This window comes from Mycobacterium sp. NPDC050441 (assembly GCF_040655355.1).
Lineage (GTDB): Bacteria > Actinomycetota > Actinomycetes > Mycobacteriales > Mycobacteriaceae > Mycobacterium.
On the sequence record NZ_JBFAJS010000001.1, the window covers coordinates 733,469 to 749,549 of the forward strand.

9 protein-coding genes are annotated in these 16,081 nt (G+C 59.9%); all 9 read right to left on the minus strand.

Annotation, left to right across the window (positions count from 1 at the left end):
• Window positions 1–73 precede the first annotated feature (73 nt).
• The gene (locus AB0I14_RS03725) at window positions 74–1,489 is read right to left on the minus strand and encodes an NAD-binding protein (protein WP_301682136.1); all 1,416 of its coding nucleotides are present in this window, start codon (window positions 1,487–1,489) and stop codon (window positions 74–76) included.
• Window positions 1,490–2,238: 749 nt separating this feature from the next.
• Window positions 2,239–3,690 carry an amino acid permease gene (locus AB0I14_RS03730; RefSeq protein ID WP_358015976.1) on the minus strand — a complete coding sequence of 484 codons (1,452 nt, stop codon included), beginning with the start codon at window positions 3,688–3,690 and terminating at the stop codon, window positions 2,239–2,241.
• Between the two features lie 203 nt (window positions 3,691–3,893).
• Window positions 3,894–4,889, minus strand: a complete 996-nt coding sequence (locus tag AB0I14_RS03735) for a LysR family transcriptional regulator (protein WP_301682134.1) — start codon at window positions 4,887–4,889, stop codon at window positions 3,894–3,896.
• 173 nt (window positions 4,890–5,062) lie between these two features.
• Entirely contained in the window at window positions 5,063–6,493 is a 1,431-nt protein-coding gene (locus AB0I14_RS03740) for a gamma-aminobutyraldehyde dehydrogenase (protein WP_358015979.1), read from the minus strand.
• Between the two features lie 30 nt (window positions 6,494–6,523).
• A complete protein-coding gene (locus AB0I14_RS03745) occupies window positions 6,524–7,648 on the minus strand; it encodes a Zn-dependent alcohol dehydrogenase (protein WP_358015982.1) in 1,125 nt (374 codons plus the stop codon).
• Between the two features lie 37 nt (window positions 7,649–7,685).
• Window positions 7,686–9,104, minus strand: coding sequence for an aspartate ammonia-lyase (locus AB0I14_RS03750; RefSeq protein ID WP_358015985.1), 1,419 nt, complete (start codon window positions 9,102–9,104; stop codon window positions 7,686–7,688).
• Window positions 9,105–9,106: 2 nt separating this feature from the next.
• Window positions 9,107–10,342 carry a histidinol dehydrogenase gene (gene hisD, locus AB0I14_RS03755; protein WP_358016766.1) on the minus strand — a complete coding sequence of 412 codons (1,236 nt, stop codon included), beginning with the start codon at window positions 10,340–10,342 and terminating at the stop codon, window positions 9,107–9,109.
• A gap of 3,207 nt (window positions 10,343–13,549) precedes the next feature.
• The gene (locus tag AB0I14_RS03760; protein WP_358015988.1) at window positions 13,550–14,152 is read right to left on the minus strand and encodes a hypothetical protein; all 603 of its coding nucleotides are present in this window, start codon (window positions 14,150–14,152) and stop codon (window positions 13,550–13,552) included.
• A 293-nt stretch (window positions 14,153–14,445) separates the two neighbouring features.
• The gene (locus tag AB0I14_RS03765) at window positions 14,446–15,918 is read right to left on the minus strand and encodes an amino acid permease (RefSeq protein WP_358015991.1); all 1,473 of its coding nucleotides are present in this window, start codon (window positions 15,916–15,918) and stop codon (window positions 14,446–14,448) included.
• Window positions 15,919–16,081 lie beyond the last annotated feature (163 nt).

Here is a 16,081-nt window from a genome sequence, read left to right on the forward strand (position 1 = left end):
GTCCGGTTTGAGCAGGTGCAACAGTCGCCGACCGCCTCGGCGACCATCGCACCGCCCGTGAATGAGTTCGTGCTCAAACCGTCTGCGCTGTCTGAGTGTCGGAGCGGTGCGGAGCATCCATACTCTCAGGGGCTGGGCTCGCGCCTACCCGATGAAAAGTTCCGGGGGAAACCTCGATGAAGAATTCGGTGTCGTCGCTGATCACGGATAGCGGCCGATAATCCAGTAGACGCGCGACGACATACGCCGCGCTGAGACTGGCTACATCGCGGACGATGCCCAACGGAAACAACGATCGCGTCTCAGCGATCGCCTCGTGTTCACCTGCTCGGATTACGACACGGCGAGACGGAGCCACCCTCGCCACCGCAATGGCGACGGCGATGTTGTCGAGGTCGTCTGAACCGACGGCGGCGACGGCGCGGGCTCGGTGGATACCGACCTTCTCTAGTAGTCGACGATCGGTGCCGTGCCCGATGACGACAGGCAGTCGTAGAGGGCGTACCAGACGCAGATTGGCTGCGTTGCGATCGCGTTCGACGCCCACTACCGGAATTCCTAGTGAGAGCAGTTCCCGGCACAGCCGCAGACCAACCTGTCCGAGGCCGATGACGATGACGTGCCCGGAGTGCGGCACTACACGCGGACCGAGGAGGCCGTGCAGTCGAGGACCCAGGATGCGGTCCACGATGCCTGCCGTGAACATCGCCGTGAACGCGATGGCGGCAAGCATGGCTAGCGCCGCGAATACAGAGTAGGCCGGGATGTCGTGTATCTCGCTTGCCGGTCCCACTGTGGCGATCACGCTGACCGCCTCGTGGAACCCCTGCACTATGCCGCGGTGACCGCAACCGACGAGCACCGCCCAGTCGACAACGAGCAGGGTCAGAAGCCCAGCGAGGCCTGTCAGGAGTAGACGCGTGCCTTTGTCGGGGGTGCGAAGCAGACCTGTGAGGTGCGTTAGCAGGATGTGCCACCGGGGGACTCGTTGCCGTTCGGCAATAAGTGCGACGGGTTGACCATTGCGGGACTCGATGGTGCGAACGAGCCCGTCGGCGCTGCGGGATGCCGCCAGCAGCCTGCGCCGTAGACAGGGTCCGGTGAGTGGTGGTGCAGCGAGATCCGCAGGTGAGGTGACATGACACTGGGGCAGCAACGTTTTGAGCTCATCCCCGATTGTGCGGTCGAAAATAGTTACAACAAGCGGAGTATCGCTGCCAACGTGGGCGACCACAAGTGCGTATCGCAATGAGGTCACGTCGTTGTGTGTCAGCACCGCGACACCGCGGCGCCGCACCTCCAACGCTGCCCGGAGTTCATCGTCGCTGGGCGCTGGCAAGTGAGTCACTCGCCGGCGCTGACGGCGTAGCGCGGACAGAGTGCGCTTGGCGACCGCCGTATCCCCGAGGATCAGGTACGTGTCAGCGACGGACTCGCCTGCTGTTGCGATGCCGGGCATCGGATCGGTTTCACTGCAGGTGCGGGACATCGCCTAATCCTGTTGTAGGTGCGGGAAACTCGTGTCCCGTGACCGTCGCGTTCACATAGGTTTTCTGGTTGATCATCAAGGCTCCGAAAGCAGGTTGTGATGTTCAGTCCTGCAGATAGCGATTAACTATGGACACCCAGTTTTGGTGTTCCCCCCAGCGGGATAGACCGCGATGTCCGCTGGGAGTAACCTTCACTCGGTCGCCTTCTTCCGATCAGACTCGGATCGACGCGAAGTGTCTGAAGATGTCGCCGAAGCCGTCGGTGCTGGCCAACTGCGACAGCATTCATTTGGATCCCTTCTGCGGCATGGCTCGTACTGATGATGCAGCCTTGCGGTGCCGTTTGTTGGTGATCAACTCGCAATTGCGTTGCCGTCCAGATCAGATGGGTACATGTCGCCACTCACCCCAGGGTGCGAGGCACGCCACACAGCGCCAACGATGGCATCGGTATCGCAGCAATTCTCGATCACGGAGTCCGGGCCCTAGCGGGCCACTGGTGAACGAATCATCTTGCAATTAAGTTGTTTTGACGACCGCGCAGCTTCGCGTCAGCCAAGCGGTCACACCTGCCGTCCTCGCTTCCTCGCCAACAACTGGTGCCGACGGTCTGCGCGAAGGACTTCGTTCTACAACGAAGGTGACCGATTCGTATCTTCTGCAGGGCTCGCGACCCATAGGGCGGCCGACCCCGACACCGAACACAGCTCAGCCTGCTCGACCTAGGGGTCCCTATTTGCCTTCGTCGTTACTGATTTGGATGTCTTGAGCTTGCCACACCGTGCGGTCCGTCGAAGCCAGCATCGATGGAGGACAGATCGGGCATGACCAACCCGCGTGGGCCGCCCTTCTTGAGGAGCAAGTAGGCGAGATAGACCGAGCCAATGGCAACCATCAGCAGCACGTACACCCACGGGATTGTGAAGGACCGGTCGCGGAATACAGAGAGTTCATAGGCCAGCCAACACGAGGCGATCCCAACTGCGCCGAATTCGACGAATGCCGGCAGATGAAAGGCGTCGGCCGAAGCCGGCGGAAGGACCCGTCGCTTGGCGATGTACATGGCGACCGTGCCGGCGTAAATCAGTGCCGGGATCAGACTTCCGGCCGCGAACAGGATGAACAGAGCGTCAGGTTGATTGGCGAAGATAGCCAATATCAGCTGGGAAAGCACGAAGACTGTTGTCGCAGCGGCAAGAGGTGTTTGAAACTTCGGAGATAGCTTCGACAACACCTGCCATCCAGGGAATCGCTCGTCTCGCGACATCGCCCACACCAGTCGGCTGTTGCTCAGCATGATCATCAACCCGCAAGAGAAGATCGACACGATGATTGCACCGAGCAACACTCGGCCCATGAGGGACCCGAGATGTGCCGCAACCACATCGGCCACCGGCGAGGATGATTGCGCGAGTTGTTCAGCGTCGCCGGCGAGCGACGTGACCACAATCAGCAGCAGCATTCCAAGTACGCCGACGCTACCGACGGAGATCATCATGGCCTTGGGAACTGTCTGCTTCGGGTTATTGGTTTCCTCGGCCAGGTTTGCCGCTGTTTCGAACCCTACAATCGTGAAGGAGCCCAACAACGTTGCCAAAATCCAAGGCCCGACTTCTGTCAACGTTCCGATCGACAGGTACCCATCTGACGGAATTGGAGCTGTGCTCCAGAGATTCTCGAAGTGGAAACCGTGATTGATGAACCCGGCGCCGAACAAGAGGAGAATTAGCCCCACCACACCAAGCAACTCGAAGACGACAGCGATACTGTTGACCCGAAGTGACATTCGCGTGGATGTGGCCACCAAGCCGAACTGAATCACCATGATCAGGGCTGTGATCATCCAGGAGTCGCCCCCCGTCATCGGTCCTATCAACGCCGGCAGAATCGTCGAAGCAACGGTGTAATCAACCGCTACAACAACAATCGTGAGGAATGCAAACGACAGCCAGCCCATGATCCAGCCCAGCACAGGATTGGTGAGCCGGGACACCCACTGGTAGGCGTAACCCGTCATAGGTATCCGACTGGCGAGTAGCCCGAAGATGACAGCGACAGCAAACTGGCCGACGGCGACGATTATCCAGGTCCAGATCCCGGCGAATCCCGACGTCTTCAACATCGCCCCATAGGCAGTGAAGATACCCGTTGCGATAGAAACGAAGCCGAAAGCCGCTGCCCACGAACGGAACAGCCCCATCTCGCGATTAAGGTGCGGACGCGTCGAAGGCGCGCTTTCTCCGACTGCGGAACATACAACTTCTTCGGGATGTATCACGATATGTGTCTCGCTTTTTCATACACGCGCGACCGGTTGTGGCCAGGCTCGCACTTATGGACTGTGCGCCCAGTGAACAGCTGCCGCCGGTACCCGCACAACGGCCAATCTTCTTGCTTAGCTCATCAGGTTTGCTTATGCGACGAACCCGCCGAAGCCCACTGTGCGAAGCCAGTTCCCGAGGCGCTCTCCAACAATTCGGCGGTGCCTTCCGCCGAAGCCTGATGCCGGTGCAACGCATCGTATGCCAAGCGCGCGAGTTCCTTGGTCGCCGGCGACAGAACCTTCCCGTCACGCTTGATCAACGCGAGAGTGTCATAGAGAGGTTCGGAGAAGCTCACGACGTGAAGGCTTCTAGGGGCGATCTCGCTGTCGATAGCGGCGCGGCAGGCGATGGTGTCTCCAAACCCCTCTGCAACTAGCGAGAGTGCCGTCGGCAGATACTCCACCTCGATGACGGGTGTGACGCGGCGGCCGATCAGCTGCGCACGATCGTTGAGCTGGCGCCGAGCAGGATCATTGTGGGCGTAGTGCGCGTCGTACAGCACGATCGGGCGACTACACAAGTCCTCGACCGTGGCGGGAACGGCCGCCCTGGCGGCATCGGCTGTCACATAGACGACCTCATCGCGAGCGATGGGCATTACATCCAAGCCGAGGTCATCGATTGGCAGAGTGACCAGCGCCGCCTCGACCGTTCCGGTAGCGACCGCGGCAGCACTTTCGACGCTGTTTTGCCCAACCAGCCTCACCCTCACATTGGGATAGAGCTCCCGAAATCGCCGAACGAGGTCGGTGCGAAGGTAATAATCGGCATTGCGCAGTAATCCGAACGTGGCGGTACCACCGTCCAAGGAGAGTAGGGCTCGAATAGCTGCCGCACCCTCGCGGGCCGAGGACACTGAACGTTCCGCGTAAGGAAACAGTTCGTACCCAGCCTCAGTGACAACAAGAGCACGTCCACCACGTTGGAACAACGTGGTGCCGACTTCAGACTCCAACCGCCGAATCAAGTCCGAGATCGCCGGCTGGCTCATCTTAAGCGCGTCAGCCGCGGCGGTGAAGCTCTTGAGCTGCACTGCGTGCACGAAAGCTTCAAGCTGGCCAAGCGTGATCGTCATAAGTTGATCTTATGCCCGAAGGTCGTTGCTGAGGTAGTGCGCTATACCGATGCGCATTTTGCTGGCTAGTGTCGACATACAAGTTAATGCGGGAACAGAGACCTGCGCCTACCTCGACAACAGCGCCAAGAACGATGGGCTAGATCCACCGGCGGCTGACTTCGAGCCTAGCGTCACCGTTCGATGTTGGACATCACATGTTTGATGCGGGTGTAATCGTCGTAAGCGTAGCTCGACAGATCCTTGCCGTACCCGGAGTGTTTGAATCCTCCGTGGGGCATTTCGGCCACCACGGGGATATGCGTGTTGATCCATACGCAGCCGAAATCCAAAGCGCGGGACATGCGCAACGCCCGGGCGTGGTCTCGTGTCCACACCGACGAGGACAAACCATAGTCGACGCCGTTGGCCAGTAGCACGGCGTCGGCCTCGTCCTGGAATGGTTGCACGGTGACGACAGGTCCGAAGATCTCTTGTTGAACGATGCGGTCTTCCTGGCGTACGCCAGCTACCACGGTGGCCTCGTAGTAGTAGCCCTTGCCAGGTGTTGCGGCGCCTCCGGTGGTCACTGTGGCGTGTTGCGGGAGGGTAGCGATCAGATCGCTCACGTGCTGGTATTGATTCCTGTTGTTGAGGGGGCCGAACACCGTCAGTGGGTCTGACGGAGGGCCCGTGCGGGCCGATGCCTGCGTCTCGGCAGTGAGCTTGTCGACGACGTCATCGTAGATCGATTCATGGACCAGAATCCGTGTTGCGGCAGTACAGTCTTGTCCTGCGTTGAAAAACGCGGTTTCGACGACAGTCGTTACAGCACAATCGATTTCGGCATCACCGAAAATTACGACGGGGGCATTGCCGCCGAGTTCCAGGTGGAGCCGTTTTAGATCTCCTGCAGCGGACCGGGCTACCTCCATACCGGCTCGCGTTGATCCGGTGATCGAGATGAGTTGCGGGGACTTGTGGTCGACCATTGCCCTGCCCGTCTCTCGGCCACCGAGAACCAGATTGAACACGCCGGGAGGGAGATGTTCAGCCACAACCTCGGCTAGAAGGAGAGCCGTCGATGGTGTGGTTTCAGACGGTTTGAGAACGGTGGCGTTGCCAGCCGCAATCGCGGGGGCGAACTTCCAGGTTGTCATGTTGAGCGGGAAATTCCACGGTGCGATCTGTGCGACAACGCCGATTGGTTCCCGCCGGATCGATGATGTGTGGCCTCTTAGATATTCGCCGCTGGACAACCCCTCTAAGTGGCGTGCGGCACCGGCGAAGAACCGGATCTGATCAACGGACAACAGGATCTCTTCCTCAACGAGGTTTGATCGCGGCTTGCCCGTGTCAAGCGACTCGGCATCGGCGAACTCTTCGGCGCGGGCTTCGATATCGTCAGCGATCTTCAGCAAGGCTCGCTGCCGTTCACTTGGTGTCGAATCGCGCCAAATGGCATAGCCCTTCTCAGCGGCGGCGAACGCCGCGTCGACGTCCCGGGCATCCGAGTTCGGAACAGATCCGTAGCATTCCTCGGTCGCCGGGTTGATCAGATCGATGTAGTTGTCGGCGTGTGAATCCGTCCACGCCCCACCGACGAAGTTCTGTGTCTGGGACATCCGTGCACCCTTTCTCAGGAGATGGTTTATCTAAGGGATCAGTAGCTGGCGAAGCGCCGTTCCTGCCTGCAAGTCGTTCAGGGCATCGGCTGCTTCGTCCAGCGGTCGGCGATGACTGACGAGTGGATCGAGCAGCAACGTCCCGTCCATATAGAGGTCTACGAGGCGCGGAATGTCGACCGCAGGGACAATCCCGCCATAGTTCGCTCCGATGATGCGTTGGTCAAGATCGACTAGCTTCTGCGGTTCAAACTCCGCAGTGAGACCAGATTTCGGAATACCCACCATGACCGCTGCCCCACCGACTGCCAATGTATTCAGGCATTGCTCTGCCGTCTGCTTACCACCGATTGCATCAAAGGCGTAGTCGGCGCCATTTGGCAAAAGGCGCCGAATCTGAGACATCAGGCCAGCCTGCGACTGGTGGTCGCCGTCCATTGGAGCCACCAACGCATGGGTAGCACCTAGCTCAAGTGCCCTCTGAGTCTTCTCCTTGACCACATCGATGGCGACAATGGTCTTGGCACCCGCGATACGGGCGCCCTGAGCAACATTGAGCCCGACCCCGCCACAGCCCACGATCAACACAGTCGACCCGGGTCGCACCTGGGCAACATTGAGTACACTTCCTACACCCGTGGCTACCGCACATCCCACCAACGCGATGATTTCAAGCGGAGCGTCATCTCTTACCTTGATGGCGCCGCTCGCCGGCACCACGACGTCCTCCGCAAAGGAAGACACGCCACTGTAGTGAAAGAGAGTGCCCCCGTTCTGGCGGTGCAATCTGCTTGTCCCGTCATGCAGAACGCCCCCGGCGGAAACTGTGTTCGCATGGGTGAGGCACTGGGTAGGCCGACCGTCGTGGCACGCGTTGCATGCATTGCAGGGCGCGATCCACGACAACACTACGTGATCGCCTGGTGACAGATCGGTGACGTCTCGGCCGACCTCGGTTACAGTTCCGCTTCCTTCGTGTCCAAGCACCATCGGGGCGGCGATGCCGCCCCAGTCCTGCCGGATGATGTGGAGATCCGAATGGCACACTCCTGCCGCGGCGATCTTCACCCGGACTTCGTTGGGACCGGGCGCGTCCAAGGTCACGTCCTCGATCGTTACGGGTGCTTCCGCGCCGTGCCAAACCGCTGCGCGCATAGTACTTCTCCTTCGTGAAACCTGTTGTGATGCTGGTCTATCGGATTCCGGTGCTGTTATTGAGCGCGGCGCTGCCGATGACGTCGTCAAGTTCGGCAGAGGAGAGCACAGCACGGTCGAGGGCAACGTCGCGAACTGATGAACCCGTCATCAGTGCGTGTTGGGCGATCTCAGCGGCGGCGCGGTACCCGATGACACGGCTCAGGAGGGTCGCTGGAGCCAGGCTGGCTTCGACCATCAAGTTGAGACGTTCAGAATTGGCCTCGATACCGTCAATGCACCTGTCCGCCAGGATGACACAGCCGCGTTCCACACGCGCCAAGCCCTTCAACAGCGAATACCCGATGACTGGCTCAAAAGCGTTGAGCTGCAACTGGCCGGCCTCAGCGGCAAGTGTGATCGTGGTATCTGCTCCGACGACATCGAACGCGATCTGATTGACCAGTTCGGGGATTACAGGATTGACTTTGCCCGGCATGATGCTCGAGCCCGCTTGCCGTGGTGGAAGTGTGACTTCGTTCAACCCGGCCCTAGGACCCGACGAAAGCAACCGCAAATCGTTGCAGCACTTCGACAGTTTGATGGCTACACGTTTGAGCGCGCCCGACACCGTGACGAACGATCCGACGTCTTGGGTGGCCTCGATCAAGTCGGGCGCCGTCGACGTATCTACCCCCGTGATGTCGCGAAGATGGCGGGTTACAAGCTCGCCGTATCGTGGGTCGGCGTTGACTCCAGTGCCGATCGCCGTGCCACCGAGATGGTGTTCCCGCATGCCTGCCAGTGCCCGCGTCATCGAAGTCACTTCTTCACGCATCGACTCCGCGTAAGCACCGAACTCTTGCCCAAGCGTCATCAGCACCGCGTCCTGCAACTGCGTTCGACCGACCTTCACCTGACCCGCGAACTGGACTGCCTTGCGCCCGAAAGCCGCTTGCAGGTGCTGAATGCCCCTGATCAGGGCTAGGCCGTATTCCAAGACCGCCAGCTTGAGCGCCGCGGGATAGACATCGTTGGTCGATTGCCCGAGATTGACATGCTCGTTCGGTCCGACCACGTGATATTCACCGGGTTGGGCTCCGAGCCGGATCAGAGCAAGATTCGCGATGACCTCGTTGACGTTCATGTTGGTTGAGGTGCCCGCGCCGCCCTGTAGCATTTCGATCGGGAACTGGTCCAAATGGCTGCCCGCGCGAATTTCCTCGCAAGACCCGATGATAGCTGAACTCACAGACGGTGACAGCAACTTGAGGTCCGCATTCGTCTGTGCGGCTGCCTGTTTCACAGCAGCTAACGCCGCGACAAGGATGGGATATTCGCCTAACTTCTCCGACCCTGCGGTGAAGTTCTCGAGCGCGCGGTAGGTATTGACGCCCCACAGCGAGCCGGCCGGAATTGATACTTCGCCGAGGTGGTCGCGCTCTATGCGATCCTCAGCACACCGCTGGGCGCCCATCTCTAGTGCGCCCATCTCGGGCGTTGACCGGGTACGCAGGCACGGATGTCACCCGATCGGGCGTGGCCTTCGAAGTTCTCAGCACGAGCGGCTCGTCCAAGCAACTCACCAAGAGCGGCCGTGGCGTCCTGCGTGCGAACCTCTTGGTAGGTAACAGTCTTCATGAACATTCCCACCCACAAACCACCGGTGTAACGGGCGGCACCTCGGGTGGGCAGTACATGATTTGTGCCAATGACTTTGTCTCCGTACGAGACACACGTCTTGTCACCAAGGAACAGAGCACCGTAATTGCGCAGCTTATCCAGCGCCTCGCGCGGCGCAGCGGTTAGTACCTGGACGTGCTCACTAGCGAACTCGTCACTGAGTTCGAATGCATCGTTCAGCGTATCGACGACGATGATCTGCCCATGGTCGCGCCAGGCTGCCCCGGCTATAGCGCCGGTAGACATCCCCGGCAGCAACCGGTCGATTTCGACCGCGACCTGCTCGGCCAGAGGCTGGGACGTCGTAATGAGAATCGCCGGCGAATCCGGCCCGTGCTCAGCCTGGCTGAGGAGGTCGACGGCCACAACGAAAGGGTCGGCGTCAGCGTCGGCGATGATCAGAACTTCGGTCGGACCTGCGAACAGATCGATGCCAACCTCACCGAATAGTTGCCGCTTCGCCTCTGCGACATATGCATTACCCGGCCCTGCAAGGATATCCACTGGCTTGACGGTCTGTGTACCCAAGGCCATCGCGGCGACGGCTTGCACGCCGCCAAGGAGGTAGATCTCATCTGCGCCCGCGAGGTGTATTGCCGCAATGGACGCATCCGGAATCTCTCCTCCCGGAGCCGGGGTCGCTGCGGCGACTCGGGGCACTCCTGCGACCTTCGCTGTCACGATTGTCATATGTGCCGAAGCGAGCAGCGGGTAGCGCCCCCCGGGAATGTATGCACCAACCGCATCAACCGGAATATTCTTCTGCCCCAATATGATTCCGGGCTGCACCTCGGATTCGAAATCGCGCAATGACTCCAGCTGGAGTTCCGCGAACCGGCGCACATTCGCCTGAACGGTGCGGATATCTTCCAACGTCTGCCTCGGAACGCGTTTCATTACGTTTTCAATATCTTTGGGCGACAGGCGAAATGATTTAGGACCGTAGTCATCCAGACGAGCGGAATACTCACGGACGGCGTCATCGCCGCGAAGCCGGATGTCGCGAATCATCGTTGCGACGGTGGTGGCCACCTGGTCGTTGGAGCCGGCACCGACAACGTCTCCGGCGGCGGCATCCTTTACTTTGAGCACTCGGTGTCCCTTCAACGGTAGCTATGTGAGCTGTTCCAACAACGATAGAAACGTCGTGCAATAGGGACAACGCCCACTTTCCTTCGGTACCCAATAGCGAAGGCTTATGGCTATCTCCGGCCCGGGCAGCGCAGCACGGTGCAGGGCACGTGGCTAGGGGGCGTTAGCTATACCTGCTGTTAGACCGGCCACAGTCAGCGGCTCGCGGGCGATTGTGCTGCTGTGGCGCCCGAGCTTTGTAGGCCCCGCGTTGGGGCGGCAGGCGCCTCGCGGTCGTTCGGAGTTCGGTGTTTACCGTTGGAGGCGAGCGCATCTCGGCGGCGATTGAAAGCGAGTTGAGGGGTGAGGGGCTGAGCTATGAGACAGCGCTGCACGGCCTGACGACATCTATGTCCTTATCAAACTTTCACGGCTTGACCCCCCGTAAGGAGCACATACTCCTTCACAGATGTGAGAAGTCCTCCGAGGAGGCGGACCATCGCCTCGATGAAGAGGACCCGATCACCGCCCCTCCTTTAGTCACGATTCTCCGCAGCGATGTCAACAAACTCGGAGTCGGCCGGGCAACCACGCGTTTTCCGCCATCGCCATGTAGATGGCGGTCAGGCTTGACTCCCGAATGACGGAATCCTCAAACGAGATAGTGGTCCCCAAAGCGCATTGGGTTACAGAGGCCTGGTGATAAGTGTGGGTTGTGTCATCCTCGCGGAGCCGCCAGGACGCTACTTTGCCGTCAGCGACGTGGTCGCAACTCTTCTCGCGCTCTGAGCAACAAGTAGCGGTCCTCTTTGCGCACAAACTCTCTGAAACAACAGGACACGATCGCGGTAACCCGTTCCACCAGAAGATCACTGGAGATTCCGAACTCCATCCAGACATCGTCTTCTGGCGGTCCGCCGTACGGAGACCAGATCACGAACATTTCTAACATCCGGCGCTCATATCCATCGAGCTTCACAGAACATCAGCTCCCAGATCAGACCCTGACTAGGTGTGAAACAGCATGCAGCTCTTATGCTTTCCGACTGGCGGAGACTTGTCTCGCATCCATAGCGACGAGCTTGGCCGGAAATCGCACATGCCCACCCGTCGACTCTGCGTGCGCCGCCTGACAAGAAGCTCATCTCGATCCGACCCGACAACGATTGAGATCGACAGCAGACCTGCTGGGAACGCTTCCGGTCGGCGTAATCACCACGTAGCCGTTACACCGACGAGACCGTTAAGTCGCTAGGTCAGTCGAGCAGCGTCAGCGGCGTTCCCAGCGGTGGCATCCTCTCACTTGGCACAATTGACATCCCTTCGACGCTAGCTACGCGAGCCAGTTCCATTACGATAGAAACAGCACGTGGTGCCGACAACGGCCACCTTCCTTGTACGTTCGATAGCTAATGCTTATGCTCCGCGCAGGCCTTCGCACACATCGCAACCGACGACGTTGGTACCCGAGATCGAAGCGGTCGAAGCCGCCTGAACCGCAATCGCGCTCACATACCCCGAGCAAGCGGCCGCGCCGCAGACTCGCCGAGCTAGCTCCGCTTTCGTGTCTCGCTGGTGAGGTGGGACGGCGGCTTCAGGCCAAGATTTCTTTGGACACCATGCTCTCGCGTTGAATCCCTCGGCCGCGTTCCCTGGGCTCCGTGACGAATCGCCTTTGTGGAGTCCGAATCTTTGGACAGGGACGCGCAGTGGGTACACGCGTGCCGAGATATCTGGTCGAGGCGCATGGGGAAACATGGGGCGCGCTGCTCCCTCGGGCCCGGCCGCGTTGAGTGGGTCGAGGGGATCTCAGCATTGCCCGCCGAGAGATGACTCCGGATGTTCCGGCAGGCGATTCGAGGTCGTGCCGGCGCTGCTAGAAGACGTGGGCCCGTTCGCGGGAGTTACATCGGCAGGCTTTCGCCTAGCCGTGTGCCGAATTCGACATCGCAGATGGCCGTTGGCTACGCAAAATGGAAACGACAACCAGGCCCGTTGACATCCAAATATCGAAAGGCGGTGCCTACGAACGGCGGCGGATTGCACTAGGGCGGTGACGACCGAGCATCGTGCCGTCCGATCAGGCGAGTACTCACTTCGCCATCAGCATCGTGGTCGCAACTCTTCTCGCGCTCTGAGCAATAAGTGGCGGTCTTCTTTGTGTACAAACTCTCGGAGGCAACAGGACACAAGTGCGGCGACCCGCTCCAACAGAACTTCGGGCGAAATACCAAATTCGACCCAGACCTCGTCGTCTGGTGCCCCGCCGTACGGTGACCAGATCACCACCATCTCGATCATCCGGCGCTCGTGACCGTTGAGTTTCACAGAACGTAGCTTCCTGATCAGACAACTGCCTCATGTCCCATGTGCTCGGCGAGGGTTCTAGACGTGAAGCGATTGGTTCCACAAGGTAAGTAACTGTAAGTCGGGAAACGCAGCGGCACAGCAACTTTCGTTTCGCCGTGATGTGCCAACTGGGGATGCGACATTGAGCTCGATTTGTCCGATAGGCTGACCAGAGTGGTCCAGGCAGTTCAAATCGAAACAAGTTGAGGTTCCGGCCTCGCGTATCGGTGGGTTCAGTCATGAGGTAGGCACGCGAGATCAGCACGAACGAAACTACTTGCACGACAATCACTATCATGTGGCCAGAGCCAGTGACCACGCCGCAGACTCACCGAGTTCGCGCCGCCGGCGTGGCCCGTTGGGTGGCTGCCACCTTTTCTGTGCAGCAGCCAACCGATCGGTAACGTGCCAGTGCCCCGATTGCGGCACTTGTAACGAAGAGTTTGGCTCAGCCCCCTCGAAGGTGCCAGTAATTCTGACCACGCTCCGGTTCCGCCCGTCGTTTCGACATCGTCGTCGCATCTGCTGCCAGGCACCCGGCAGCACCACTACCAACTTCAAGGTCGCTTGTGCCCTGACGATCGGCACCTTCGCATAGTGGTAGATCGCTCGGGGTGCCGGGAAGATAAGACACCAACCACCTCACATAGCCGCGGCTGCGGGCGATTACCTTGTCAAGTTGGTACCGCTCGACGACACCGCGCCGGCGCCGGCGGGCGCCAGGCGCATCCTCTACTCGAGCCAGCCCGATCGAATGCGGGTCAGTGACCAGCATGGCCTCGCCGGCAGCGCCATCCGCTGCGGCCGGGCATGTCACACTCACGCCTGTACCCAGGACTCTGAGAGTGCCAACCCGGCGGATTGCGCACGGCTACCGAAGAAGTCTCTTTCCACGGCAGCTCCAGGCAACGGGGCGCCGTCCACCGTGACGTAGGCCGAGCCGGCCGGGAGGAAGACGCTGAGCATCTCGTGTCGGCCGGTACCCGATTCCGCAGCCGGTTGATGAACCGCAAACGACGCCTGCAGACGCTCCCAACGCATGGCCACCTCGACGCCGCTAAGGCTGTCCCGCGCCGTCTCCACCCTGTAGGTGTCGGTGACCTCTTTGGAGAACTCGGCATTGGTGTGCAGCTTCACCGATTCCAGTGCATTTGTCGGCCGAAACAACGCGAACTTGCTGACGAAGTCCTCGATCAGAAAGCGGGCCAGTGCCGCATTGTCGGTCAGGCCCAGGGCCGAAGCTCGTTCGGAATCATAGGGATCGGTGACCACCAGGGTCAGGTGCCCAGTGCCGTGGTCGGAGGCGGTGATCCGGAAGAACAGCGACAGCGAGGACCAATCTCCTTCGGGATCGGTCTTGAGGTAGATAAACGGGTTGTCCCCGGTCCAATCGACCTTGCCCGGGAGAACGGTGTTTGTCATGTGAGTGTCCTTTCAGCGGATTGCGGTACGAGGCGCCTAGTTCGGCGCGGGTTGAGGACTTGGTTCGTCGGCTTTGGGCCGTAGTCGGACATGTCAACTGCTCAGCGGCATGGTATTTCCCCACCAGTCAGGGGTGAGCCGATCAATATTTCTTCCAGAGGGCGTACCGTCGCCGCGGTGTGAATCGGGACCGCATGCCGTTCTGGGTTCATGGCGGAGCCACGGGAAGCGTGATTTCGGCTGCTTTCCAACGATGACCCGAGGGCTGCGTTGCAGGCTGGGACTATCAATGCTCACTTTGGAGCCTCGGAATAGAGCACTGTGTTGTCCGATTGAGAGTCAGTAGCGAGTTTCGAGTGCCGGCGCCCCCATAGGAGGTAGAAAACAACTGCCGCGCCAGCCCACGCCGTGAACCAGGCGAATGTGACCCAGTGCAGGGTGGACAGAACATATCCGCAGGCGAGGATCGCCAGGATCGGAGTGACAGGGTAACCGGGCACCTTGAATGCTCGCGGCAAGTCGGGATCGGTACGACGCAGGAGGATGACCCCAGCGGACACGACGATGAATGCCACCAGGGTTCCAATCGACACGAGGTCCGCGAGATCGTCGAGTGGGACGGTGGCCGCGAGAAGGGCGACAATGACCGTGACGACAATCGTTGCGAATACCGGTGTTTGACTCTTGGGATGTACTCGTGCAAACGCTGCGGGCACCATGCCGTCGCGGCCCATCGCAAACAGGATGCGAGTTTGTGCGTATAGCGTGACCAGCGTGACCGATGCAATCGAGATCACCGCCCCCGCGGCGATTATGGTGCCGGGCCAGGAGGCGCCCACGATGTTTTCCAAGATCTGGGAGAGGCCGGCTTGTTGTCCCTCAAACTGCTCCCAGGGTTGGGCAGCTACAGCGACCAGTGCCACGAGGATGTAGACCACCATGATGATGGCCAGGGCGTAGATGAACGCGCGCGGCAGCGTCTTTTTCGGGTTCTTGACCTCCTCGCCTGCGGTTGCCAGGGCATCAAGTCCGACGTATGAAAAGAAGATCGTTCCGGTGGCTGCGCCGATACCCGCAACACCGTGGGGTGCGAACGGGACCAGGTTGCCCGAGGTGAAAGCGGTGAAGCCAACGATAACGAATACGATTAGCACTCCCACCTTCAGTAACACCATGATGGTATTCACAAGAACAGACTCGGTGGCGCCGCGCACGAGCAATAGCGCGCAAGACAAGATCAGCACCATCGCGGGGAGGTTGATGATGCCGGGATCACCATCAAATGGCGACGCCGACAACGCTTCTGGGATTCGAAATCCGAGCAGATTCTCGATCAGCTTGTTGAGATACTGACTCCAGCTGACTGCTGTCGCAGACGTAGACACACCATATTCCAGGACGAGGCAGGCCGCGACGACGACAGCGACAAGCTCGCCCAGGGTCGCGTATGCATACGAGTATGCCGACCCTGACACCGGAATGCAGGATGCAAGTTCGGCATAACAGATAGCGGCGAGCCCCGCGGCGATACCCGCGATGATGAACGACACGATGACCGATGGGCCAGCGACTGGAACGACCATGCTGAGCACGAAGAAGATGCCGGTTCCAATGGTGGCGCCCACACCAAACATCGTGAGCTGGAACGTGCCGATAGACCGTTTGAGCTGAGTAGCGTGCGCCTCGCCGGGAATGATGTTGTGGGGCGGTTTTCGGCGACTTAGTTGGCGTGTAAGACCGACTTCGACCCGGCCGGATGGCTTCATCGCACTTCTCCCGCCGCGGCGGTCCTACACAGGGTCGCGTGCTGCATAGCTGGCGTCCTTACGTTTGATGATTCGTTGGGATGGCCGGCGGTGTCGTCACCCCAGGGACGCTGCGCGAACGCAATGTTACTGAGATCACTCACCGCCGTTCACCGATCATCTC

What these genes read in the sequence shown, in the direction of transcription:
- AB0I14_RS03750 (WP_358015985.1), bottom strand. Translation starts at nt 9,104, where the DNA reads ATGGGCGCCCAGCGGTGTGCTGAGGATCGCATAGAGCGCGACCACCTC.
- AB0I14_RS03735 (WP_301682134.1), bottom strand. Translation starts at nt 4,889, where the DNA reads ATGACGATCACGCTTGGCCAGCTTGAAGCTTTCGTGCACGCAGTGCAG.
- AB0I14_RS03760 (WP_358015988.1), bottom strand. Translation starts at nt 14,152, where the DNA reads ATGACAAACACCGTTCTCCCGGGCAAGGTCGATTGGACCGGGGACAAC.
- AB0I14_RS03765 (WP_358015991.1), bottom strand. Translation starts at nt 15,918, where the DNA reads ATGAAGCCATCCGGCCGGGTCGAAGTCGGTCTTACACGCCAACTAAGT.
- AB0I14_RS03725 (WP_301682136.1), bottom strand. Translation starts at nt 1,489, where the DNA reads ATGTCCCGCACCTGCAGTGAAACCGATCCGATGCCCGGCATCGCAACA.
- AB0I14_RS03745 (WP_358015982.1), bottom strand. Translation starts at nt 7,648, where the DNA reads ATGCGCGCAGCGGTTTGGCACGGCGCGGAAGCACCCGTAACGATCGAG.
- AB0I14_RS03730 (WP_358015976.1), bottom strand. Translation starts at nt 3,690, where the DNA reads ATGGGGCTGTTCCGTTCGTGGGCAGCGGCTTTCGGCTTCGTTTCTATC.
- AB0I14_RS03740 (WP_358015979.1), bottom strand. Translation starts at nt 6,493, where the DNA reads ATGTCCCAGACACAGAACTTCGTCGGTGGGGCGTGGACGGATTCACAC.